Here is a 22,343-nt window from a genome sequence, read left to right on the forward strand (position 1 = left end):
TCCACCACTGTCCGCAGTGTGGACATTCTCGTCCCACCTGATGGGACACCGTGACGTGGGTCACTTAACGCGCCGATCCCCCTATCCTGCTGTGCAGGCATACGGGCCGATGGGGGGCTCTCGTGTGGGGACAGGCGTGGGGGTGGCTGGCCACCGGGGCGGTGTCCGGCCTGGCGCTGATCGGCGGCTCCATTGTGGCCGTGGTCAATGATGCCTTCAAGAGCTGGCTGAAGGGGCTGCCGGGCAGGCTCCTGTTCGCCTGTGGCGGGGAGCGGCGATTCCTCGACCGGTACGCCGACGAGCTCCACGCGCGCCACCACGAGGTCCCGATCCCCTTCGCCGTTCCCTCGGGCCCCGACGTGAAGATTTCGGTCGCCTCTGTATACGTCCCCCTGCGGGCCGTCGAAGGCATCTCATCCCGAAGCCCGGCGGGCGCCGAAGCCCTGGGGTGGGAGGCGGTGGACGCGCTGCTCGCCGACGGCAAGAAGGTGATCGTCTGCGGTGACCCGGGGGCGGGCAAGAGCATGTACCTCAGGCGCGCGGTTCTCGCGTGGACGGAGTCCAGGCGAGCGGCGGACGCAGGGGCACGCGAGCGCCGGGGGCGCGGGCGGGGCCGGAGGGGGCAACGCCGTGAAGCCCTTCCGGAGCGTGTCCCCGTACTCCTGGAACTGCACGAGCTCAAGCCCGATGCCCTGAGGCCCGACGCCCTCGACGTCGTCGCGCTCCTGGCCCAGCACTTCGCGGGACCCGCGGGCCGCAACGTGCCCCGGCGCTGGATCGAGAGGCAGCTCCTCGCCGGTCGCGCGACCCTCTACCTGGACGGCCTCGACGAGGTCCCGGCGGCGGAGCGGCACGATGTCGTGCACTGGATCAAGGGTGTGGCGAGGAAGTACCCCAAGGCGGGGATGCTCGTCACCTGCCGCACGGCCGTCTACCCCGCGCACCGCGAGCACCTCAAGGAGACGGTCGACCGCTCGCTGGCGATCCAGGAGTTCACCGACCTGCACATCCACCAGTTCCTACGGGGCTGGCGCTGGCCGGAGCAGACCGCACAGACCTCCGTCGACCGCCTCCTGAAGGCGCTCGGTGAGACCCCGAGGCTGATGTCCCTGGCCCGAAACCCCTTGCTCCTCACGGCGATCGCCTACCTCTACAGCTACGTATATCCGCACACCGACAAGGAGTTGCCGCGCACCCGCGCGGAGTTCTACCAGCAGGTGTCCGACGCCTTCGTCGACGACAGGGGCCGGCAGGGCGAGTTCGGCAGCGAACTCAAGCGCGCGGTGCTGTGCAACGCAGGCCTCAAGGCCCAGGACGCCCTCGCCGAGTCGGGCGACCGCAGGAGCGCCGACGAGGGAGTGGGACGCGAGTTCTCCGACGGCGTGCTGATGGAATGGGTCGCGCAGGCTCTGGAGTGCCAGCACGAGACGCCGGACAAGGCTCGGAGGGTCATCGACGAGATCTGCGTACGGAGCGGTCTGCTCAGCAGGATCGAGAACGGCCGCTACTACCAGTTCGCGCACATCTCCCTCCAGGAGTATCTCGCCGCCGAGGCCCTGGCCGACGACTGGGACGCGCTGCTCACCCGCTACGACGCCGACCCCGAACGGTGGCGGGAGACGGTCCGCCTGTGGTGCGGCGTGACTCGGCGCGACTGCTCGCCGATGATCAGGGACCTGCGTGCGCGTGACCTGTTGCTGTCGTTCCAGTGCCTGGCCGAAGCGCGGCATGCGGACGGGGCCCTGATCCGGGAGATGGTCCACGATGCGGGCGCCCGTCTCGGGCTGGGTGACGTCAGCAAGGCGTCGGCCCTGGAAGCGGCGCTCGGGGTCGCGGCCACCGGCCCGGCGTCCATGTCGGACCCGGTGTTCGCGCTGCTTGAACCCACGGCCACGGACCGGACCGCCCCGGAGCTTGTACGCGACGCGGCGATCCGGGCCCTGGCCGCGACGGTCTCGCCTCGCGCGGCGCGCTGCCTCGCCCCGCTGCTCGACCACCACACGTCGGCGAGTGCGGCGCTCGTGAGCATGGGCGACATCGCGGTGCCCGCACTGGGGGAGGTCGCGATGTCGGGGAGCCTGCGTGCCGTCGACGCGCTGGGGACCGTGGGGACGGGGCGGGCGGCGGTGGCGTTGGCGGTTGTCATGGCCACGGAGTCCGATGTGGAGGTGACTCTGCGCGGCCGATGCGCCGTCCTGCTCGGCGGCCTTGTCGCGGAACCGGAGGTGGAGGAGGCGCTGCGGGAGGCGAGGCGCCAGATCCTCGACCAACTGATGCCGGTCAGCCTGCTGGAGAGGCTGAGCGGCGATCCGCGCGTGTGGGTCCCGTTCGCCCAGGGCGCCGACGATCCGATCATCCCGGTGATGGGGGTGGTCGTGGCACTGGTCGGCAGGGCCTTCGAGGAGGGTGAACTGCCGGTGGAGGCGGGGCTCGACGCGCGGCTGGTGGCGGCTTTGCTGCTTCCTGTGAGCGGTGTGCGGGGCGAGCTGATTCCGCTGACCGGTTCCGAACATCTTGAGGAGCTGGTGGGCTGGTTGGGGTATGCGCCCAGCAGCTTCGGCCTCGATTTGCGCTATACGCACGAAGTGCCTCACTCCGTCTATGGGTCGCTGGGGCGAGTTCTGGTCGACGGGAGCTTCGTGCAGGCAGGAGCGCACGACGACTTGTACCGTCTGTACCGCCGGGCGATGACCTCTGCGGGGGACGCGGCCGCGGGCACGTTGCGTCTGATGGACGAGCTCCCGGTCACCGAGCGCCTGCGCACGCTCGGTGTCTGGTGGCTGGGCAAGCGCGTGCCCCCGGACGTGTGGGAGACCTGCGCCGAGCCGCCTCTGGACGCCGACTTCGACTTCGAAGAGAGCTGGCACTACAGGCTCGTGTTCGGCCTGCTCCTCGTGGTTTCAGCGGTGGCGGGAGTCCGTGCCGTGCTCACCGCCCTGATGGTGGACGGCTGGGGCCCCTGGTGGCTGGGTTGGGCAGCTCTCGGCGCGATCATCTTCGGCTGGCTGGCGCTGTGGCTCGGTCAGACGTACGACGACAGAGAGGAACTCCTACTGGCGACTATCCCCTTCGCCAGCAGTTACGGCTATGGAGCCCCCATGGACGCGGAGGACTGGCGGCAACAGATCAGCGGTCTAGTGTTCTTGCCCGCCACAGCGCTCTACTCCTTCGTGGGGTGGTCCGGCTGGTGGGGAACCACCACCGCGATCGTGCTCTCGGTGGCGGTCGTCGCCGTCGGCGTCGCGGCGGTCCTGAGCGGCACGGCCCGCGATCGCCGCGCGCGCCAGGCCAGGGACACCCCCCGTCGAGCGGCGCACGAGGTTGTCACCGCCCTGCGCCGACCCGCGGGCACGGCGGCGGCCGAATAGCGCGGATTGCAAGAAAGTCCCGGCCGTACCCCGCCCGCCTCAGGCCCCCGCGCCCGCCCCCGCCCCCGGCCAAGGCCCCGGCGTCGCCACCTCCGCCTCCTCCTCGACCTTCGTGTCGAAGAGCTTGAAGCCGCGCCGCAGGTAATTCCCCATCGCGTGCTCGCCGTCCTTGGAGCACGTGTGCAGCCACACCCGCTTCGTCGGCGGGAGCTCCGGCCACCGGTCCGCCAGGTCCCAGGCCCGCCGCACCCCGTACGAGAGAAGATGCCCGCCGATCCGACGCCCCCGGAACGCGGGGACAAGGCCGAAGTACACGATCTCCACGACACCGCCCTCCTGCGCCGCCAGCTCCACATACCCGGCAGGCGTCCCCCTCTCGTACGCCACCCACGTCTCGACGCCCGGCTTCCCGAGCTCCTCCTGCCACTGGGCGTAGGAGAGGGAGAGGCGGTCCGTCCAGAGGATGTCGCCGCCGACCGAGGCGTACAGGAAGCGGCTGAACTCGGGGGAGGGGATCTCCGCCCGCACGATCCGTACGTCGTCGCCCTCGGGCGCGGCTGCGGGCAGCAGGTCGGTGGGAGCGGTCTGCTCAAGGGACCACGTGGTGACAGTGAGGCTCATGCGGGTCAGCGAATCATGTGCCCCGCACCCTGGCCAAAGGTGCCCGGGATGCGGGAAGATCCCGCAGCTGCCACCCCCCGCATTCTTCGAGCTGGAGGATGTCCCATGGCCCGCCGCACACCCCGCGGCCTGCTCGCCGCGGCCACACTCACCGTGGCCCTCGCGACGCTTGCCGCCCCCGCATCGGCCTCCGCGGACCCGCAGGCCCGCGTCTTCATGGTCAACCCCGTCCAGTCGTCGGGGGACCAGACCCTCGTCGACGCCAAGGACTCCGGGTCTGCCGTTCCCGCCAGTGCCTACGCCACCGCCGCCCTGCGCAATCTCGACTCCAGTGGCGGGCTCTCCGGGAAGTGGGCGTACATCAGATCCGAGACCGGTGCCCCCGCCAAGGTCGCCGACGCGGGGAGCTACGCCCGCGACGACGACCAGTTCGAGCAGGTCATGGCGTACTTCTGGGTCAACGAGGCGCAGGAGTACCTGCAGAGCCTCGGCTTCGGCACCGAACTGCCGGGGGCGAACGACCGCGCCCAGCCCGTCCGCATCAACCAGTGGGGCGCGGACAACTCGTTCTTCACCGACAAGAAGGCCGAGATCCGCTTCGGCAAGGGCGGCGTCGACGACGCCGAGGACGCGGAGGTCATCGTCCACGAGTACGGGCACGCCGTGCACCACGCCCAGGTACCCGGCTTCGGCACGTCCCTGGAGGCGGGCTCGATCGGCGAGGCCTGGGGCGACTATCTGGCGGTGTCGGTCGGAGCCCACGCGGACGCCAAGTACGGCTGGCCCGCCAAGGCCGACCTCGCCTGCGTCGCCGACTGGGACTCCGTCCCGTACTCGGACGCCCCGCACTGTCTGCGCCGGATCGACAGCGACAAGACGTACGCCGACAAGGTGGGGGAGGTGCACGCGGACGGCGAGATCTGGTCCCGCGCGCTCTTCGACATCCGTGGCTCGCTCGGCGCCCGCAGCGCGGACCGGATCATCGTCAACGCCCAGTTCGGCTTCGCGCCCGACACCAGCTTCAAGGACGCGGCCCTGACGACGATCGCGACCGCCCAGAAGATGTACGGCAAGAGCGCGGCGGACGCGGTGCGCAAGGCCTTCCAGGCGCGGGAGATACCCGGCGTGTGAGCCGAGTCGTCCTGCCGCCGGGTGGTCCATCGGGGCGCCGGCGGCAGGACGCCGTCAGCGCCGCGCCAGCCGTACCGCCAGGTCGAACGCGTTCTGGATCGAGCCGGTGTTGGCCTCGCCCCGGCCCACCAGGTCGAACGCGGTGCCGTGGGCCGCGGTGCAGATCGGGATCGGGAGGCCGCCCGCGATGGTGACGCCGCCGTCGAAGCCCATCAGCTTCATCGCGATCTGGCCCTGGTCGTGGTACATCGTGAGGATTCCGTCGAACTCCCCGGCCCGCGCCCGCAGGAAGATCGTGTCCGAGGGGAACGGGCCCGACAGGTCGAGGCCGTCCGCGCGGAGCTCGGCCACCACCGGCGCGATGATGTCCAGCTCGTGGCGGCCGAAGCGGCCGTTCTCGCCCGCGTGCGGGTTCAGCGCGCACACCCCGATCCGGGGCGAGGAGACCCCGGCCCCGCGCAGCACCGCGTCCAGGAGTCGCCCGGCGGCCTTCACGTTCTCGTACGTGATGCCCGTGTCGACCTCCGCGATCGAGACGTGGGACGTGACGCGCGCCGTCCACAGGCCCGGCACCACGTTCAGCTCCGAGGTGAAGCCGGATACCGCCAACTCCTCCTCGAACCAGCGCAGTTCATCGCTCTGCGTCATGCCCGCCAGATGCAGTGACGACTTGTTCAGCGGCGCGAAGACGATCGCGTCGACCTCGCCCGCCTTCGCCAGGTCGAGCGCGGCCTGGAGTCGGCCGAGCGCCCATCGGCCGCCCTCGGCGGTGGCCGCCTTGCGCTGGAAGCCTCCCTCGGGCCGCTCGGCCCCACCGCCGGGACGCAGCAGTGGCTTCGCCCACTCCAGGTCGACGCCCGCGTCCACGCCCGCCGCGTGCAGCTCCTCCTCGTCGGCGATGAGTACGAGGTCCGCGGCGGCCCGCGTCCGCGGACGGTCGAGGAGGCGGGCGATCAGCTCGGGGCCGATCCCGGCGGGGTCGCCGAACGTGACCGCTACACGCGGAAGGCGAGGGCTCATGGGGTCTTCTCCGGAGTCTTGGGGGCGGGGGATTCCGTACGAGGGGTGCGGCGCAGCCGCCGGGTGAGCGGCGGGCCCGCGACGAGGGCGAGGGCGAGCAGCAGGATCGTGACCGCGGCCGGGCTGCGCAGCATGATCAGCGAGTCGTCGCCCGCGAGGGCGGAGGTCTGGACGAGCGCCTTCTCGAAGAGCGGACCGATGACCAGGCCGAGCACGAGGGGCGCCACCGGGAAGTTGAGGCGTTTCATCGCATAGCCGGCGAGGCCGAAGAAGAGCACGATCCAGATGCTGAACATGCTGTTCTTCACCGAGTACGCGCCGATCAGGCTCGTCACGATGATCAGCGGATAGAGGAACGCGTAACGCACGCGCAGGAGTTGGGCGAAGACGGGGGCGAGGGGGAGGTTCAGGATCAGCAGCAGGACGTTGCCGATGAAGAACGACACGAGCAGGCCCCACACCAGCTCCGGCTGGTTCTCGAAGAGCAGCGGGCCCGGCTGGATCCCGTAGACGAGGAACGCGCCGAGCAGGACCGCCGTCGTCGCGCCGCCCGGCACACCGAGGACCAGGGTGGGCACGAAGTTGGCGTTGGAGGCCGAGTTCGTGGCCGCGTCCGGGGCCACCACCCCCTCGATGGCGCCCTTGCCGAGCTGGTCGCGGTTGCGTGAGAACCGCTTCTCCGCGCCGTACGCCATGAACGAGGCGAGCGTCGTGCCCGCCCCCGGCAGACAGCCGAGCAGGAACCCGAGCACCGTGCCGCGCGCGGTCGGCGCGAGCGAGCGCTTCAGGTCCTCCTTGGTCAGGAGCAGATCGCGGAACCGGGCCCGGATCGGCTCCGCCATCCCGATGTGCAGCTGGTTGAGCAGCTCGCCGATCGCGAAGAGGCCGATCATCACCTCCACGAACGGGATGCCGCCGAAGAGGTCGATCTGCCCGAACGTGTAGCGGGGTGTGCCGCTGCCGCCGTCCACGCCGACGCAGGCGATGAGGATGCCGGTGAGGCCGAGCGCAAGGCCGAGGAGGAGATTGCGGCCCGAGAAGACGACGATCGTGCAGAGACCCAGGACCATCACCGCGAGCATCTCCGGTGGCCCGAAGTCCAGGGCGAGGGAGGCGAAGAACGGCGCCACCGCCATCAGCGCGATCAGCGACACCATGGCCGACACGAAGGCCCCGAGCGCCGAGATCGCGAGCGCGGGCCCGGCCCGTCCCGCCCGCGCCATGCGGTAGCCGTCGAGCGTGCTGACCACGGACGACGCCTCGCCGGGCGTCGCGATGAGGATCGCGGTGATCGTCGCCCCGAACTGCGCCCCGTGGTAGATCCCGGCCAGCATGATCAGCGCGGTGAGCGGGGCGAAGGTGAGGGTGACGGGGATCAGGATCGCCACGCCGGTGGCCGAGCCGAGGCCCGGCAGGATGCCGATGACGGTGCCGAGGAGCACCCCGACGAAGCACCACAGGACGTTCTCCGGACTGAGGGCCGCGCCGAATCCGGTGACGAGATGGTCGATCACAGCTGGCTCCAGACGGCGGGGTCGAAGAGACCGAACGGCAGCGGGATCCGCAGGACCACGATGAAGAGCAGATAGGAGAGGGCCATGACGAGGACCGCGACGAGGACCGAGCGGGTGAGCGGCTGGCGCTCCACGACGGCCGTCAGGAAGAGCGTCATGAGGGTGAGCGCCGGCAGCAGCCCGAGGAACGGGACCAGGAGCGCGGTGACCACCATCGTCACCACGACCACGATCAGCTTCGTCCGCATCCGGTGGGCTTCATCGGCCGTGACCTCGGCGGCCTCCTCGACGTGCCCGTCACCCTCAAGGACCGAGCCGGTCCGCAGCTCCTGGCGGATGAGCAGCGCGCCCAGGACGGCGAGCAGCAGCCCCGCCGTGCGCGGCAGCGCGCCCGCGCCGACCGTGCCGTCCTCGGGGGACGTCCACGGATAGGCGAAGGAACCCGCGAAGAAGAGGGCGCCGAGGGCGGTGAGGACGCCGTAAGCGAGGAGGACAGGCCTTCGGCCGGTTTCGGTGGTGGTCACTGGGGCCGTCACTTGAGTACCTCCCTCACCTGCGCGTCGTACTTCTTCAGATACGCCGCGAACTCCGCGCCGCTGAGATCGGCGGGCGTCAGCAGGTCGGAGGCGAGATAGTCGCGGTAGGCCTTGGACTTCATGGCCCGCTCCAGATCCCTGATCCAGTACCGCCGCTGTACGTCGTCGATGCCGGCGGGGGCCAGGACGCCGCGCCACAGCGTCACTTGGGCGTCAAGGCCCTGCTCCTTCGCGGTCGGTACGCGGCCGAGCACGGGATCGTCGTAGCGCTCGGCGGAGAGGGTGCACAGCGCCTTCATGTCGCCGCTCTCCAGATACGGTTTCGCGGACGACGCGCTGGACGGCGCGACATCGATCTGCTTGCCGAGCAGGCCGGTGAGGACCTCGCCGGTGGAGCCGTACGGGACGACGCCGAACTGGCCGCCCTCCTGCTTGAACTCGGCGATGACGAGCGCGTCCGCCCCGGTCTTGCCGCTCGATCCGGTGACCACCCGCTCCTTCCTGGCGGCCTCGACCACGTCCGAACAGGTCTTGTACGGGGAGTCCTCGCGGGCCACGACGATCCGGGAGTCCTTGGCGAACATCACCAGAGGCGTGAACGACTTGTAGGTGAAGGGCACGTCGTAGACGAGGGGCAGCGTGTTGAGCGCCCCCTCGGCGACGAGCAGGGCATTGCCGTTGCCCTTCTCGGCGAGGAAGCCCGCCCAGCCGACGGCTCCCGAACCGCCTTCCTTGTTCTCCACGTTGACGTGGTAGCCCGCGTCGAGCTCGTTGAGCCCCTGGGCCATGACCCGGGCCGAGCGGTCGCTGCCGCCGCCGGGGGCGAACGCGACGAGCGAGGAGACCGAGCCGCGCGGGGCCCAGTCGTCCGGCACGGGCGGGGTGGCGTTGAGCAGTGTGCACGAGGTGAGCAGCGCGGTGCTCGCCGCGATGCCCGCGAGACAGCGAGTCGTGCGCAGCGGTGACGTCATCGTCGACCTTCCTGCGGATCCGAGATCCTATGGGATATGGCCGAGACCGTAGGCGTGCACGGGGAGATGTGACAAGAGGTGTGCGGGAAATGGCGTGCGGCGCCGGTGGGTCAGGCGTCGTCGAGGGAGCGCCGGGTCACGCTCTCCAGGTGCGTACGCATCGCCCGCGCCGGGGCCTCGCGGTCGCCGGACTCGAACGCGGCCAGGATCGCGGTGTGTTCGGCGATCGCCTGGTCGATGTCGAAGGTTCCGTGGTCGACGGTCTGCCGCATCCGGTGGACGTGCGCGCTCAGCGACTCGGCCATCTGCACCATGAAGCGGTTGTCCGTGGCCTGGATGATCGCGAGATGGAACTCCCAGTCGGCCGCGAAGTATTCCCGCAGGTCGGAGTGGTCCGTGGCGGTCGCGTCCGGACTGCCGCGCAGCTTGCGCACGCGGTGCGCAGCGAGGACATGCCGGGCGTGCGCGGCCTGGAGCTCGGGGATGAGGTCGTCGGCCCGGTCGATGGCGCGCTCCACTGCCGCCAGCTCCAGCATCGTGCGCGCGTCGAAGAGTTCGGTGACCTGGCGCGGGGTGAGGGGCGGCGCCACCCGGTAGCCCTTGAGGGCGACGCGGTTCACCAGGCCCGTGTGCTCCATCTGAACGAGCGCCTCGCGTACGGGAGTCGGGGAGACCCCCAGCTCACGGGCGAGCGAGTCGATGCCGAGCGAGGCGCCGGGCGGCGTGGAGCCGTCGAGCAGCTTCTCCAGGATCGCGTCGTACACCCCGTCGCGCAGGGCGCGGCGCGCCACCAGCGGGGACTCTTTTGCGTGCGTGCTCTTCGGGCTCATCTCGCCGTCCAGGTTAGTCGAGGGGGAGGCGCTCGGTGGCGGACATCGGGCAGCCCAGTCTGTTGCGGACAGAAAAGATCCTATAGGGTCCACGATTCATAGGGACCCAGTAGGCCGACGAGGGAGTCGCCCATGCCCCGCACAGCAGAGGACTGGCCCATCGGGGCCGCGCTCCTCCAATTCCCCGAAGCGCAGAACGCGCCCGTGAGCCACTGGAGTTCGGTCTTCCGCGAGGTCGCGGCGGAGGGCTTCGACCACGTGGACCTCACCGACAGCTGGGTACGCCCCGGCGACCTGAACGCCGGGCGGCGGGCGGAACTCGCCCGCGTACTCAAGGAGTCGGAGCTGGGCGTCACCGCCATATCGACGATCCGCCGCAGCGTGATCGACCCGGACGAACAGGCGGCCCGCGCGCACCTGGCCTATCTGCTCAGGACGGTGGACGCGGCGGCGGAACTCGGCGTCACCGTCGTCTCGGCCGGGCTGCACAGGGAGCTGACCGCCGCACAGAAGGCGGCGACGTGGTTCTGGCACGAACCGGGCGCGAGCGACCCGGTGGGCGACGCGCGGGTCTGGGATCTGGCGGTCACCCGCTTCCGGGAGGTGGGCGAACGGGCCGCACGGCACGGCATCCAGCTCTCCCTGGAGATGTACGAGGACACCTACCTCGGCACGGCGGACAGCGCCGTCTCCCTGGTCACGGACATCGGCCTGCCGAATGTCGGCCTCAACCCCGACATCGGCAACCTCGTCCGGCTGCACCGCCCCGTGGAGGACTGGGAGCAGATGCTCGCCAAGACCCTCCCGCACGCCAACTACTGGCACATCAAGAACTACTACCGCGACCGCGACCCGGCCACCGGCGCCTACTTCACGGTCCCGGCCCCCGCCGTCTCGGGCCTGATCAGCTACCGCCGGGCCCTCACGCTCGCCCTCGACGCCGGCTTCGAAGGACCGATCTGCGTGGAGCACTACGGCGGCGACGGCCTCGGTGTCTCGGCCGTGAACCGCGACTACTTGCGGGGAATCCTGCGCGTGCGGCTGGGGGAGCGCAAGGGGAGCGAGGGTGGGGTGAGCGAGGGATGACGCTCCTGGTCAACGACGCCCGCGCCTTCGCCCGCGAGGCGCTCGCCGGATTCAGCGCCGCCCACGCCGACCTCGTACGTCCCGTGTACGGCGGAGTCGTCCGCGCCTCGTCGACTCCCGCGGGCCACGCGGCCGTCGTCCTCGGCGGCGGGAGCGGACACTACCCGGCGTTCGCGGGCTGGGTGGGACCCGGCCTCGCGCATGGGGCGGCCTGCGGTGAGGTCTTCGCGTCCCCGTCCGCGTCCCAGATAGCCTCCGTCGCGCGTGCCGCGGAGAACGGCGGCGGGGTCCTCTTCGGCTTCGGCAACTACGCGGGCGACGTACTCCACTTCGGCCAGGCCGCCGAGCGCCTGCGCGCGGAGGGTATCGAGGCCCGCGTCCTCACGGTCACGGACGACATCGCATCCCACCCCGACACCGCACAACGCCGGGGCATCGCAGGCGACTTGACCGTATTCAAGATCCTCTGTGCGGCGGCCGAACAGGGTCTGGGCCTGGACGAGGTGGAGCGCGTCGGCCGCAAGGCCAACGCGGCGACCCGGACCCTGGGCATCGCCTTCGGCGGCTGCACGCTGCCGGGAGCGCCCCGCCCCCTGTTCACCGTCGCCGCCGGGCAGATGGCCTTCGGTCTCGGGATCCATGGCGAACCAGGCCTGACAGAAGGAGAGTTGGCGAGCGCCGACGTGGTCGCGGACCGGCTGCTCGCCGGGGTCCTTGACGACTTCGGCGCAGACCCCGGCGGGGGCTCCAGCGGGGCCACCGAGAGGGCGGCCGTCCTCCTCAACGGCCTGGGAGCCACCAAATACGAGGAGCTCTTCGTCGTCTACCGGCGTATCGCCGAGCGTCTCGCCGCCGCCGGTATCGAGGCCGTCGCCCCCGAAGTCGGCGAGCACGTCACCAGCCTCGACATGGCGGGGCTCTCCCTCACCCTCACCTTCCTCGACGACGAACTCGACGCCCTGTGGCGCGCCCCCGCCCTCGCCCCCGCCTTCCGCCGCGGCGCCCTCACAGCACCGCCGCCGCGCACCGACGACCTGACGGCGCCCCGCGCCCCCGAGATCGTTCCCGGAAGCGAGGCCTCCCAGCAGGCGGCCGCCCATATCGCACGGGCCCTGCACACCGTGCGGCGCACCGTCGCCGCGCACGAGGAGCACCTCGGCGCGCTCGACGCGGTCGCGGGGGACGGTGACCATGGGATCGGCATGCGGCGCGGGACCGACGCCGCCGCCGAAGCCGCCGACCGGGCGCTCAAGGCAGGGGCCGGGGCCAAGACGCTGCTCGTGCGGGCCGGGGAGGCCTGGTCGGACGGGGCGGGCGGAACCTCCGGAGCGCTGTGGGGCGCGGCGCTCACCGCCGCCGGCGCGACCCTGGGTGACGCGGCGCCTGTGACGTACGAACAGCTCGTGCGGGCCGTACGCGAAGCCGTCGACGCCGTCGTACGGCTCGGTGGCGCGCGGCCCGGTGACAAGACCCTCGTCGACGCCGCCCTCCCCTTCGCCGACCGTATCGCGGACGACGGCTGGGCCGAGGCGGCCACCGCCGCCACCCGCGCCGCCGATGACACGGCCCGCATCCCCGCACGCAAGGGCCGCGCCCGCACCCACGGCGACCGCTCCCTTGGCACCCCGGACCCCGGGGCCGTCTCCTTCGCCCTGATCGTCACCGCACTGGCCCCACGGCCGGCCCCCACGAAGGACGTACCTGATGAGTGAGCAGCCATTGCTCCGTGTCGTCGTCGGCTCCGACAGCGCCGGACTCGACTACAAGGAGGCCCTCAAGGCCGACCTGGAGGCCAGCGGCGCCGTCGGTGAAGTCCTCGACGCCGGTATCGCACCCGGCCAGGACACCGCCTACCCGCACGTCGCCGTCGACGCGGCCCGCCTCGTCGCCGAGGGACGCGCCGACCGCGCCCTGCTCGTCTGCGGGACGGGGCTCGGCGTCGCGATCGCCGCGAACAAGGTCCCCGGCATCCGCGCCGTCACCGCCCACGACTCCTTCTCCGTGGAGCGCGCCGTCCTGTCCAACGACGCCCAGGTCCTCTGCCTCGGCCAGCGCGTCATCGGCCTCGAACTCGCCCGCAGACTGGCCCGCGAATGGCTCACCTACACCTTCGACCCGGCGTCCGCTTCGGCCGAGAAGGTGGCCGCGATCCGCACCTATGAGACGGGCTGATCCGGCGTGCTGTGGCTCGGGACCAGTTTCAAGATGACCAAGACGCGGGCCGAAGCGGCGGCCTACGCGGCCCGGTTGAAGGAGGCCGTGGGGGACGGCGTCGAGGGGGTGCGGCCGTTCGTCATCCCGTCGGCGACCGCCATCGCCACCGTCGCCGACACGCTCGGCCGCGATTCCCCCGCCCTCGTCGGCGCCCAGAACACCCACTGGGCCGACAGCGGTGCCTGGACCGGCGAGATCTCCGTGCCGCAGGCCGCTGACGCGGGCGCCCGCCTCATCGAGATAGGCCACTCCGAGCGGCGCGCGCACTTCGGGGAGAGCGATGCCACCGTACGGCTGAAGACGGCGGCCGTGCTGCGGCACGGTCTCGTGCCGCTGGTGTGCGTGGGGGAGAGCGAGGAGACCCGGGCGGCGGGCATGGCGTCCGCCACCGCCGCCGTCCTCGCCCAGGCCGCGGCGGCGCTCGACGGTGCGGCGAACCCCAGGCACGTACTCATCGCCTACGAGCCCCTCTGGGCGATCGGCGAACACGGCCGCGAGCCGCGCCCGCAGGACATCGCCCCGGTCCTCGCGGAGCTTGCTCAACTGCCGGTCAGGGGTGTGCTGTACGGGGGTTCCGTCAACGAGGGCAACGCGGCGGGGCTGCTGCGGCTGCCCGGTGTCGACGGGCTGTTCGTGGGGCGTGCCGCCTGGGACGCGGAGGCATACGTACGGCTGCTCGCGATGGCGGCGTCATAGGCCGCGTCATAGGCGGAGACGGAGGCGGAGGTGGGGGGCGGGGGCACGGTGGCACTCAAGGCTCCGCCGCCCTCCGCGCCTCGCGCACCGCCGGTGCCGTCGAGTGGGGAAGCAGGTTCGCCGGGTGCTCGGGCAGGATCACCTTGACGTCCACGTCCTCCGTGAAGCGGTAGGGGCGGTGGACGAGCAGCCCGCCCAAGTAGCGGCGCACCCGGGAGAGTTCGGCGCGCACCGTCACCGTCCGGGTGGGGTCGCCGAACATGTCGTCGGCGAGGCCCGAAGCGCTGCGGCCCCTGCGGTGAGTGCTGAGGAGATACAGCAACTCGGCGTGCCGGGGGGTGAGTTCGTGCGTCCAGCTGCCCGCGCCGCCGCCCTCGACGGTGACCGACCAGCGGCGCGGCGCGCTCACGTCGAGTATGACGCGGGTCGCGGCCAGCGGCTGCGGGTCCTCCTCGACGCGCAGCAGCCAGCCGCCGGGCAGCGTCTCCACCGCGCAGGTGCCGAGCGAGGGCAGCCACGTGTGGCCCAACGTCAGGGACTTGGGCAGGGCGAACCGGTCCGTCGGCGGCATTCCCGTGACCGCCGCCGTCCAGCCGTGCGTGTCCACCGCGACGGCGCGTCCCGTGAGGCGGGCGAGGACCGGCGCCGCCACCGAACGCAGCCGGTCGAGCGCCGTCACATGGGCCTCCCGCAGCCGAGCCTCGGCGAGCTTCGCCACCGAGTCGACCAGGGCGAGCGTCGCCGGATGCATCGTGTTCAGCGGGCCGCTGATGTCGACCACGCCGAGCAGGCGGCCGTCACGGGGGTCGGAGATGGGCGAGCCCGAACACGTCCACGCGTGATGGGTCTCCACGAAGTGCTCGGCGGAGAACACCTGCACGGGCCGGCGCACGACGAGCGGCGTCCCTATGCCGTTCGTGCCGACGACGCTCTCACCCCAGTCGGCGCCCAGTTCGAAGCCGAGCGAGTCCGCCTTGCGCAGCACCGTGGAGTTGCCCTCGCGCCACAGGACCCGGCCCTCCGCGTCGCAGACGACCATGATGTGGTGCGCGGCGTCCGCCACCGAGACGAGCGCGTCCCGCAGCACCGGCATGATCTCCGTCAGGGGCGAGGCACGGCGGCGCTCCTCAAGCTCCTCGACGCTGAGCAGCCGGGACCGGAAGTCGTGGTCCGGGTCGACCCCGTCGAGCATCATGCGCTCCCAGGATTCCTCGATCACCGGACGCGGCAGCACACGCGACCGCTGCCCAGAGAGCGCCGCCTGACGGACGCCCGCGAGCAGTCGCGCGGCCTGCGTGCTGTCCATGGTGGAGATCCTCGCGAGGTTGACCGTCGAAGGCGCCGAAGCCGTCGAAGCCGTCCAGGCCGTCGAAGTCGCGTTCATCACTGGGTCCTTCCCGAACAGAGCCAGTGCGTCAGGGCATCCCCTCATCGTGCCCCCTCGGCGCCCGTAAGGGTATTGGTTCGGTAATGAACCGAAGTCTTGCAACCGTCTGCAACTCTCGCGAACAGCCGTGCGGGGGCCGAAACTGGTGCCGACGCCGTTCAGGCGGCGTCCACGCTCCCTCGACGGGGCTTGAAAGCGGGGGTGGTGCCGTGTCGGCGCAGCACCACCCCCGCGACTCCCGTCAGTTGTCCCGGGGGGCGGCCCGCTCCACCACGGTGGCCAGATCGAGACTGTGCGGCAGCGTCCCGAACGCCGATCCCCAGTCACCGCCGAGCCGCGAGGCACAGAACGCGTCGGCCACCTCGGGCGGCGCGTACCGCACGAGCAGCGAGCCCTGGAGCACCAGCGCCATCCGCTCCACGACCCGGCGCGCCCGCGCCTCGATGCCGTCCAGGTCGGCCAGCTCGGTCAGCAGCCCCTTGATCGCGCCGTCCAGGCGGTGATCGGCGCCGCGCGAGAGCCCGACCTCCTGGAGGAAGGCGTTCAGCGCCTGCGGCTCCCGCTGCAGCGCCCGCAGCACATCGAGCGCCTGTACGTTCCCCGAGCCCTCCCAGATCGAGTTGAGCGGCGACTCGCGGAGCAGCCGCGGCATGCCCGACTCCTCGACGTACCCGTTGCCGCCGAGCACCTCGAGGGCCTCCACCGCCAGCGGCGTGCAGCGCTTGGTCACCCAGTACTTCGCGGCCGGCACCGCGATGCGCAGGAACGCCTTCTCCTGCTCGCTGCCGTCGTCGTACGCGGCGGCGAGCCGCAGCGCGAGCGTCGTGGCGGCCTCCGACTCAAGGGCCAGGTCCGCCAGGACGTTGCGCATCAGCGGCTTGTCGATGAGCTTGCCGCCGAACGCCTCGCGGTACGTGGCGTGGTGCACGGCCTGCGCGACGGCCTGCCGCATGATCCCCGCCGAACCCACGACACAGTCGAGCCGCGTCGCCGCCACCATCTCGATGATGGTGCGCACCCCGCGCCCCTCGTCGCCGACCCGGCGCGCCCACGTCCCGTCGAACTCGACCTCGCTCGACGCGTTCGACCTGTTGCCCAGTTTGTCCTTGAGGCGCTGAATGGCGAAGGCGTTCCGGGTGCCGTCCTCAAGGACACGCGGCACGAGGAAACACGTGAGCCCCGATTCGGCCTGGCCGAGCACGAGGAAGCCGTCGGACATGGGTGCGGAACAGAACCACTTGTGCCCGGTGAGTTCATAGGTGCCGTCTTCCGCGAGGGCACGCGCGCGTGTCGTGTTCGCGCGTACGTCGCTGCCGCCCTGTTTCTCCGTCATGCCCATCCCGAAGAGGGCACCGGCCTTCTGGGACGCGGGCCGCAGGGCCTCCTCGTAGACAAGAGAAGTGAGCCGGGGTTCCCACTCGGCGGCAAGCGCGGGATCGGCCCGCAGCGCGGGCACCGCCGCGTGCGTCATCGACACGGGACAGCCGTGACCGGCCTCGACCTGCGTCCACACCAGGAACCCGGCCGCGCGCCGCAGGTGGCCGCCCGGCCGTGACCAGGCGGCGGTCAGACCCGACGACACGGCCTTGCCGAGCAGCCGGTGCCACGCGGGATGGAAGGTGACCTCGTCGACGCGATTCCCATAGCGGTCATGGGTGTGCAGAACGGGCGGATTCTCGTTGGCGAGGAATCCCCACTCCCGCGACTGGGCGGAACCCGCGGCGCGCCCGAGTTCGGAGAGTTGCTCGCGCGCGGTACTGAGAAGGGCGGGATCCAGATGCCGTTCGACCCCCTCGGCGAGCGCGCGGTCGGACGTAAAGACGTCATATCCCACCAGGGGCGGAGCCTGGTTGGTCACTGTGTGGGTGGTGGCTGCCATGCCGCTACGGTAAGGAGGTGCACCAGGCAAAAGAAACACCCGGGAGGCCGAACGGCCGCTGGAACCGGGCCCGCGCTCTCTACAGCAACGTCTCCAAGCGCAGGACCGCCTGGCTGCTGCTCAAAGACACGGTCAACTCGTGCGTCGAATACCGGATCCTGGGTCTCGCGGCCGAGGCGGCGTTCTTCTCGCTCCTTTCCGTGCCGCCGCTGCTCCTGAGCCTCATCGGCCTGCTCGCGTACGTGGACCGCTGGACCGGCGCGAACACGATCGCCAGCGTCGAGAACAACATCCTCGAGGCGTCCCGCACGGTCCTCTCCGACAAGGGCGTCAGCCAGATCGCGCAGCCGATACTGGAGGACGTGATGCGGGTCGGCAGGCCCGACGTCATCTCCATCGGTTTCCTCTTCGCCCTGTGGTCGGGCTCGCGCGCGGTGAACGTCTTCATCGACACGATCACGGTCATGTACGGCCTCGACGGCGCGCGCGGCATCGTCAAGACCCGCCTCCTGGCCTTCGGCCTGTTCATCGTGGCGCTCCTGATCGGCTCGGTCGCGCTGCCGCTGATGGTGGCCGGACCGGACGCCGTGGTGCAGCTGGTGCCCGGCTCCACGACGGTGGTGCAGATCCTTTACTGGCCGGTCGTGACGCTCCTTGCCCTGGTGTTCCTGACGACGCTGTACCACGTGTCGGTGCCGGTGCGCTCGCCCTGGGTGGAGGACATGCCGGGCTCGCTGATCGCCCTTGGCATGTGGGTCCTCGGGAGCTTCCTGCTCCGGATCTATCTGACGAGCACGGTCGAAGGGCCCACGATCTACGGCTCGTTGGCGGCGCCGGTGGCCGTGCTGCTGTGGATCGGCGTGTCGGCGTTCGCGGTCCTGGTGGGCGCGGCGGTGAACGCGGCGATCGACCGGGTGTGGCCCTCCGTCGCCACGGCCGCCGCGCGTGCGGCCAATGACCGGATAAGGGAGGCGCGCGCCGTGGAGGTGGTGGCGCGGGCCGCCGCCGCGAGGGAGGCGTCGCAGGACCCCGACGACCCGGACATGCCGTCCGAGTTCCCCGAGCGGTGGTCGCGGTTTCTGCCCCCGGACGATGTCTCTTCGAGGCTGCGGACGCATGTGAAGAAGAGCGGGGGCGGGGAGAAGCCGCCGGAGTAGGGGCGTGCCCCGCGGTTTCAGCCCGTCCGGCGCTTGAGGACGAACTCGGCGAAGCCGGTGATGACGCCGCGCAAGGCTCCGGAGCCCGCTACGCCTTCCAGACCCCCGCCTCCGCCTGCTCCCTGGCGAACTCGGCGAAGTCACGCGGCGCCCGCCCGAGGACCTCCCGCACCCCCTCGGAGAGGTACGCGTTGCGGCCGTCGAGATTCGTCTCGAACAGCTCGATGAGGAACTCCGCCTCCTCCGCCGGAACCCCGTACCCGGCGAGCGCGCCCCCGTACTCCCGAGCCGAAACGGGAACGTACCGGATCTCCCGCCCCGTGGCCGCCGACACCTCCGCCACCGCGTCGCGGAACGACAGCAGCCGCGGCCCCGATATCTCCACGACCCGCCCCGCGTACCCCGAGTCGGGGCGCAGCACCTCCACCACCACATCCGCGATGTCACGCGAGTCGATGAACGGCTCAAGGACCTCCCCGGCGGGGAATACGAGTTCCCCGGCCCGCATCCCCTCAAGGAGCGGCCCCTCGCTGAGGTTCTGGGCGAACCAGCTCGCCCGTACGACGGTCCACCGCGCCCCGGACTCCCGCACCGCCCGCTCGGCGGGCTCCGCCTGGTCCTCGCCCCGCGCCGAAAGGAGCACGAGCCGCCGCACCCCGAGCGCCACCGCCTGTCGCGCCAGCGCGCCCACCGCCTCGCCCGCGCCGGGCGCACCGACGTCCGGCATATAGGCCAGGTACGCGGCGTCCGCGCCCCGCAGCGCGTCCTCCCACGTCGTCGGGTCGTACCAGTCGAACCGCACGGCGCCCGACCGCGAAGCCGCCCGCACCGTGTGTCCCGCCGCCTCGGCGGCCTCCGCGACCCGGCGCCCGGTCTTGCCGGAAGCGCCCGTGACCAACACCGTCATGCTCTGCCCGTTCGACTGCGGCTCGTTCAACTGCTGCGTGTTCAACGCGTTCTCTGTCATGACTTCAGTGAACTGCCGCGCGCCACAAGGAACCATCCGCCAGGGGCTCGCCCCCATACGCGTACGTCTACGCTTCCCGCATGGACGTACTGGCAGGCTTGCTGGAGGGCCCACGCGCGCGAGGAGCCTTCATGATCCGCGCGTGCTTCGAACCGCCCTGGTCCGTCCGCATCGCGGACGAGGCACCGCTCTCGGTCATGATCATGGTGCGGGGCACCGCCTGGATCGTGCCCGACGACGGCGAACCGCAGCTGATCCGTCCCGGAGACGTCGCCATCGCCCGCGGCCCCGACCACTACACGGTCGCCCACGAGCAGGCGGCGAAACCCCGCGTCGAGATCCGGCCCGGCGAACTCTGCGTGCCCCTCGGCGACACCCCGGCCGACCAGTACCGGGACCTTGGGCGGCGCACTTGGGGCCAAACGCTCGACGGCGCCACGGAGATGCTGATCGGGACCTATCAGGCGCGCGGCGAGATCACCGGGCGGCTCCTCGACGCGCTGCCCCCGCTCCTGGTCCTGCCCACGGAGGTGTGGGACTGCCCGCTCACGCCGCTGCTCGCCGACGAGATAGCCAAGGACGAGCCGGGGCAGGACGTCGTGCTCGACCGGCTGCTCGACCTGCTGATGATCGCCTCCCTGCGCGCCTGGTTCTCCCGGCCTGAGGCCGAGGCGCCCGCCTGGTACCGGGCGATGGGGGACCCCGTCGTCGGGCAGGCGATCCGGCTGCTCCAGGACGACCCCGCGCACCCCTGGACGATCGCCGCGCTCGCCGCGAAGGCGGGGGTCTCGCGGGCCGCGCTCGCCCGGCGGTTCACCGAACTCGTGGGCGAGCCGCCGATGGCGTATCTGACGGGCTGGCGGCTCGCGCTCGCCGCCGACCTGCTGCGGGACAGCGGACAGACGATCGCCGCGATCGCCCGCCGCGTCGGGTACGGCAGCGCGTTCGCGCTGTCCAGCGCCTTCAAGCGGGTGTACGGGGTCAGCCCGCAGGAACACCGCACCCGGGCGGCCTAGCCCGTGAGCGGCGTAACCTTGACCCTGTGCCGTACGAGACCGTCGAGTACGCGGAGCGGCCCTCCCGAGTGAGCGGCGCGGTCCTGTGGACCCGTGCCGGCGGCGGCGCGGACAGCCCGGTGTACCCCGTCCTGCCGGACGGCTGCATGGACCTGCTGTGGTCCGGGGGCAGGCTGCTCGTCGCCGGTCCTGACACCCGCGCGTACCACCCCGCCCCGGATCCGGCCGCCCGGTACGTCGGCATCCGCTTCTATCCCGGCACCGCCCCCGCCTTCCTCGGCGTGCCCGCGCACGAACTCCGCGACCGGCGCGTCGACCTCGCCGACCTGTGGCCGTCCGCCGAAGCCCGCCGCCTGACCGAGCGCATGGACGCGGCCCGTGAACCGGCCGCCGTCCTGGAGTCCGTGGCCCTGGCACGCGCGGGCGATTCGGAGCCGCCCGACCCGCTGCTCGCACACATCGTCAAGTCCCTCGACGCGGGCCTGTCCATCGCGGCGACGGCGGCGGAGACGGGCCTCAACGCCCGCCTCCTGCACCGGCGTTCGCTCGCCGCGTTCGGCTACGGACCCAAGACGCTGGCCCGCGTCCTGCGACTCCAGCGCGCCCTCGCCCTGGCCAGGGACGGTGTGCCGTACGCGGAGACGGCGGTCGTCGCGGGCTTCGCCGACCAGGCCCATCTGGCGCGCGACGTCAAGGAGTTGACCGGCGTGACACTGGGCGAACTGCTCAGTCCGCGGCCGGCGTAGCCAGCGGCGCGAAGAGGTCGACGCCGTTGCCGTCCGGGTCGAGGACGCTCGCGTACCGCTGGCCCCAGAAGGCGTCCCACGGCTTGAGCTCGCCATGGTGACCGGCGGCGACCAGCTCCTCGTACGCCGCGTCGACGCCCGCCGGGGTCTCGCAGTGGAACGCGAGGCCGATGCGGCCGGCGCTCCGCGGCGGCTCCCAGTCCTCGCCGGCGAAGGAGCGGATGGTCTCCTCCGTGTCGAACGCGATCCGCAGACCGCCCGGGAGCGCCGCCTCGATGTGCGGCTGCTCCTCGGAACCCGCGGGGAAGTCGATGCCAAGACGGCGGTAGAAGGCGAGTGAGGCGGCCATGTCGGAGACGACGATACCGACCAGGTCGAAGCGGGGTGTGAGGTGCGTGTTCATGTCCCGCAGCCTAGGCAGCGCCCCATCGGCCGGTCTTGAAGAAAACGGACGACGCGCCACTCCTTGCCGCCGCACTCATACGGTCGTACATGTGCAGGGAGACCAGTGAGGGAGTTGACCGCCATGTCCGCCATTCCCACGGCGACAGCGCTCGGCAAACAGCCCATCGGCAGGCACCCGGTAAGCCCGGTCCGTCTGGAGACGGAGTACGACGCGACGCTCTCCCGCTGGCTGTGGCTCGTGAAGTGGCTGCTCGTGATCCCGCACTACGTCGTGCTTGCCTTCCTGTGGGTCGGCTTCCTCCTCGTCACCGTCGTCGCGTTCTTCGCCGTCCTGATCACCGGCCGGTACCCACGTGCGCTCTTCGACTACAACGTCGGTGTCCTGCGCTGGACTTGGCGCGTCGAGTACTACGCTTACGCGTCCCTCGGCACCGACCGCTATCCGCCCTTCGCGCTGCGCGACGTGGCCGACTACCCGGCCCACCTGGACATCGCCTATCCGGAGCACCTGTCCAGGGGCCTCGTCCTCGTCAAGGGCTGGCTCCTGGTGCTGCCGCAGCTCCTGATCGCCGTACTGCTCTCGGGCGGCTACCGCTTCAACGCGGGCCTCGCCGGGCTCCTCGCCTTCTACGCGGGCGTGTCCCTGCTCTTCACCGGCCGCTATCCCCGGGGCATGTACGACCTCAACATCGGCCTGCACCGCTGGGTCGCGCGCGTCATGGCCTATGGCCTGCTGCTGACGGACGTCTACCCGCCGTACCGGCTCGATCAGGGGGAGCGGGAGCCCCTTGGCTGACGG

The 22,343-nt window shown here is 71.3% G+C and carries 20 protein-coding genes; 10 read left to right on the forward strand and 10 right to left on the reverse strand.

Annotated features, from left to right (window positions below; translation table 11 throughout):
• The first annotated feature begins 122 nt into the window (after positions 1-122).
• Positions 123-3,368 (forward strand): NACHT domain-containing protein, encoded by a 3,246-nt coding sequence (locus tag ACGFX9_RS11860; RefSeq protein WP_393468792.1) that lies wholly within the window; start codon positions 123-125, stop codon positions 3,366-3,368.
• Positions 3,369-3,407: 39 nt separating this feature from the next.
• On the opposite strand, the gene ACGFX9_RS11865 is transcribed toward ACGFX9_RS11860, so the two are convergent.
• The gene (locus ACGFX9_RS11865) at positions 3,408-3,989 is read right to left on the reverse strand and encodes a GNAT family N-acetyltransferase (RefSeq protein ID WP_393468795.1); all 582 of its coding nucleotides are present in this window, start codon (positions 3,987-3,989) and stop codon (positions 3,408-3,410) included.
• A gap of 105 nt (positions 3,990-4,094) precedes the next feature.
• Here ACGFX9_RS11865 and ACGFX9_RS11870 point away from each other — a divergent pair, with 105 nt between their 5' ends.
• Positions 4,095-5,120, forward strand: a complete 1,026-nt coding sequence (locus ACGFX9_RS11870) for a M36 family metallopeptidase (RefSeq protein ID WP_393468798.1) — start codon at positions 4,095-4,097, stop codon at positions 5,118-5,120.
• Between the two features lie 54 nt (positions 5,121-5,174).
• On the opposite strand, the gene ACGFX9_RS11875 is transcribed toward ACGFX9_RS11870, so the two are convergent.
• The 5 genes from ACGFX9_RS11875 to ACGFX9_RS11895 form a co-directional block, all read right to left on the reverse strand.
• A complete protein-coding gene (locus tag ACGFX9_RS11875; protein ID WP_393468801.1) occupies positions 5,175-6,140 on the reverse strand; it encodes a 4-hydroxythreonine-4-phosphate dehydrogenase PdxA in 966 nt (321 codons plus the stop codon).
• Positions 6,137-7,654, reverse strand: coding sequence for a tripartite tricarboxylate transporter permease (locus tag ACGFX9_RS11880; protein ID WP_393468803.1), 1,518 nt, complete (start codon positions 7,652-7,654; stop codon positions 6,137-6,139). The genes ACGFX9_RS11875 and ACGFX9_RS11880 overlap by 4 nt, the downstream gene beginning before the upstream one ends.
• On the reverse strand, positions 7,651-8,190 hold the full coding sequence (locus tag ACGFX9_RS11885; RefSeq protein WP_393468806.1) for a tripartite tricarboxylate transporter TctB family protein: 540 nt from the start codon (positions 8,188-8,190) through the stop codon (positions 7,651-7,653). The genes ACGFX9_RS11880 and ACGFX9_RS11885 overlap by 4 nt, the downstream gene beginning before the upstream one ends.
• Positions 8,187-9,161: a tripartite tricarboxylate transporter substrate binding protein gene (locus ACGFX9_RS11890; protein ID WP_393468809.1), complete on the reverse strand. Its 975-nt coding sequence runs from the start codon at positions 9,159-9,161 to the stop codon at positions 8,187-8,189. Before ACGFX9_RS11890 ends, ACGFX9_RS11885 begins: the two co-directional genes overlap by 4 nt.
• 110 nt (positions 9,162-9,271) lie before the next feature.
• Positions 9,272-9,991, reverse strand: coding sequence for a GntR family transcriptional regulator (locus ACGFX9_RS11895; protein WP_393468812.1), 720 nt, complete (start codon positions 9,989-9,991; stop codon positions 9,272-9,274).
• 132 nt (positions 9,992-10,123) lie between these two features.
• Between ACGFX9_RS11895 and ACGFX9_RS11900 the strand changes: the two genes are divergently transcribed.
• From ACGFX9_RS11900 to ACGFX9_RS11915, 4 genes are read left to right on the forward strand one after another with little or no spacing between them, the layout of a single operon-like run.
• A complete protein-coding gene (locus ACGFX9_RS11900) occupies positions 10,124-11,077 on the forward strand; it encodes a sugar phosphate isomerase/epimerase family protein (RefSeq protein ID WP_393468815.1) in 954 nt (317 codons plus the stop codon).
• On the forward strand, positions 11,074-12,789 hold the full coding sequence (locus ACGFX9_RS11905; protein ID WP_393468818.1) for a dihydroxyacetone kinase family protein: 1,716 nt from the start codon (positions 11,074-11,076) through the stop codon (positions 12,787-12,789). Before ACGFX9_RS11900 ends, ACGFX9_RS11905 begins: the two co-directional genes overlap by 4 nt.
• Complete coding sequence (locus ACGFX9_RS11910; protein ID WP_393468823.1) at positions 12,782-13,249, forward strand: ribose-5-phosphate isomerase; 468 nt, start codon at positions 12,782-12,784, stop codon at positions 13,247-13,249. Before ACGFX9_RS11905 ends, ACGFX9_RS11910 begins: the two co-directional genes overlap by 8 nt.
• Before the next feature lie 6 nt (positions 13,250-13,255).
• The gene (locus ACGFX9_RS11915) at positions 13,256-13,987 is read left to right on the forward strand and encodes a triose-phosphate isomerase (RefSeq protein WP_393468826.1); all 732 of its coding nucleotides are present in this window, start codon (positions 13,256-13,258) and stop codon (positions 13,985-13,987) included.
• A gap of 55 nt (positions 13,988-14,042) precedes the next feature.
• Here the strand turns inward: ACGFX9_RS11915 and ACGFX9_RS11920 are convergent, their stop codons facing one another.
• The gene (locus tag ACGFX9_RS11920) at positions 14,043-15,371 is read right to left on the reverse strand and encodes a GAF domain-containing protein (protein ID WP_393468829.1); all 1,329 of its coding nucleotides are present in this window, start codon (positions 15,369-15,371) and stop codon (positions 14,043-14,045) included.
• A gap of 244 nt (positions 15,372-15,615) precedes the next feature.
• Positions 15,616-17,253 (reverse strand): acyl-CoA dehydrogenase family protein, encoded by a 1,638-nt coding sequence (locus tag ACGFX9_RS11925; RefSeq protein ID WP_393468832.1) that lies wholly within the window; start codon positions 17,251-17,253, stop codon positions 15,616-15,618.
• Positions 17,254-17,270: 17 nt separating this feature from the next.
• Here ACGFX9_RS11925 and ACGFX9_RS11930 point away from each other — a divergent pair, with 17 nt between their 5' ends.
• Positions 17,271-18,410, forward strand: a complete 1,140-nt coding sequence (locus ACGFX9_RS11930; RefSeq protein ID WP_393468835.1) for a YihY/virulence factor BrkB family protein — start codon at positions 17,271-17,273, stop codon at positions 18,408-18,410.
• 88 nt (positions 18,411-18,498) lie between these two features.
• On the opposite strand, the gene ACGFX9_RS11935 is transcribed toward ACGFX9_RS11930, so the two are convergent.
• The gene (locus ACGFX9_RS11935; protein ID WP_393468838.1) at positions 18,499-19,377 is read right to left on the reverse strand and encodes an NAD(P)H-binding protein; all 879 of its coding nucleotides are present in this window, start codon (positions 19,375-19,377) and stop codon (positions 18,499-18,501) included.
• Positions 19,378-19,457: 80 nt separating this feature from the next.
• On the opposite strand from ACGFX9_RS11935, the gene ACGFX9_RS11940 reads away from it, so the two are divergent.
• Positions 19,458-20,393 (forward strand): AraC family transcriptional regulator, encoded by a 936-nt coding sequence (locus tag ACGFX9_RS11940; protein WP_393468841.1) that lies wholly within the window; start codon positions 19,458-19,460, stop codon positions 20,391-20,393.
• Positions 20,394-20,419: 26 nt separating this feature from the next.
• Positions 20,420-21,139 carry a DUF6597 domain-containing transcriptional factor gene (locus ACGFX9_RS11945; protein ID WP_393468844.1) on the forward strand — a complete coding sequence of 240 codons (720 nt, stop codon included), beginning with the start codon at positions 20,420-20,422 and terminating at the stop codon, positions 21,137-21,139.
• Here ACGFX9_RS11945 and ACGFX9_RS11950 read toward each other — a convergent pair.
• Entirely contained in the window at positions 21,120-21,542 is a 423-nt protein-coding gene (locus tag ACGFX9_RS11950) for a VOC family protein (protein WP_393468847.1), read from the reverse strand. The two genes, ACGFX9_RS11945 and ACGFX9_RS11950, sit on opposite strands and share 20 nt — an antisense overlap.
• 123 nt (positions 21,543-21,665) lie before the next feature.
• On the opposite strand from ACGFX9_RS11950, the gene ACGFX9_RS11955 reads away from it, so the two are divergent.
• Positions 21,666-22,340, forward strand: a complete 675-nt coding sequence (locus ACGFX9_RS11955) for a DUF4389 domain-containing protein (RefSeq protein WP_393468850.1) — start codon at positions 21,666-21,668, stop codon at positions 22,338-22,340.
• Positions 22,341-22,343: the final 3 nt, after the last annotated feature.

The organism is Streptomyces sp. NPDC048436 (genome assembly GCF_043200355.1).
GTDB lineage: Bacteria > Actinomycetota > Actinomycetes > Streptomycetales > Streptomycetaceae > Streptomyces.

Coding starts and splice junctions, on each gene's coding strand:
- ACGFX9_RS11865 (WP_393468795.1), bottom strand. CDS start 3,989: ATGAGCCTCACTGTCACCACGTGGTCCCTTGAGCAGACCGCTCCCACC.
- ACGFX9_RS11870 (WP_393468798.1), top strand. CDS start 4,095: ATGGCCCGCCGCACACCCCGCGGCCTGCTCGCCGCGGCCACACTCACC.
- ACGFX9_RS11875 (WP_393468801.1), bottom strand. CDS start 6,140: ATGAGCCCTCGCCTTCCGCGTGTAGCGGTCACGTTCGGCGACCCCGCC.
- ACGFX9_RS11890 (WP_393468809.1), bottom strand. CDS start 9,161: ATGACGTCACCGCTGCGCACGACTCGCTGTCTCGCGGGCATCGCGGCG.
- ACGFX9_RS11895 (WP_393468812.1), bottom strand. CDS start 9,991: ATGAGCCCGAAGAGCACGCACGCAAAAGAGTCCCCGCTGGTGGCGCGC.
- ACGFX9_RS11900 (WP_393468815.1), top strand. CDS start 10,124: ATGCCCCGCACAGCAGAGGACTGGCCCATCGGGGCCGCGCTCCTCCAA.
- ACGFX9_RS11905 (WP_393468818.1), top strand. CDS start 11,074: ATGACGCTCCTGGTCAACGACGCCCGCGCCTTCGCCCGCGAGGCGCTC.
- ACGFX9_RS11910 (WP_393468823.1), top strand. CDS start 12,782: ATGAGTGAGCAGCCATTGCTCCGTGTCGTCGTCGGCTCCGACAGCGCC.
- ACGFX9_RS11920 (WP_393468829.1), bottom strand. CDS start 15,371: ATGAACGCGACTTCGACGGCCTGGACGGCTTCGACGGCTTCGGCGCCT.
- ACGFX9_RS11925 (WP_393468832.1), bottom strand. CDS start 17,253: ATGGCAGCCACCACCCACACAGTGACCAACCAGGCTCCGCCCCTGGTG.
- ACGFX9_RS11935 (WP_393468838.1), bottom strand. CDS start 19,377: ATGACAGAGAACGCGTTGAACACGCAGCAGTTGAACGAGCCGCAGTCG.
- ACGFX9_RS11940 (WP_393468841.1), top strand. CDS start 19,458: ATGGACGTACTGGCAGGCTTGCTGGAGGGCCCACGCGCGCGAGGAGCC.
- ACGFX9_RS11950 (WP_393468847.1), bottom strand. CDS start 21,542: ATGAACACGCACCTCACACCCCGCTTCGACCTGGTCGGTATCGTCGTC.
- ACGFX9_RS11955 (WP_393468850.1), top strand. CDS start 21,666: ATGTCCGCCATTCCCACGGCGACAGCGCTCGGCAAACAGCCCATCGGC.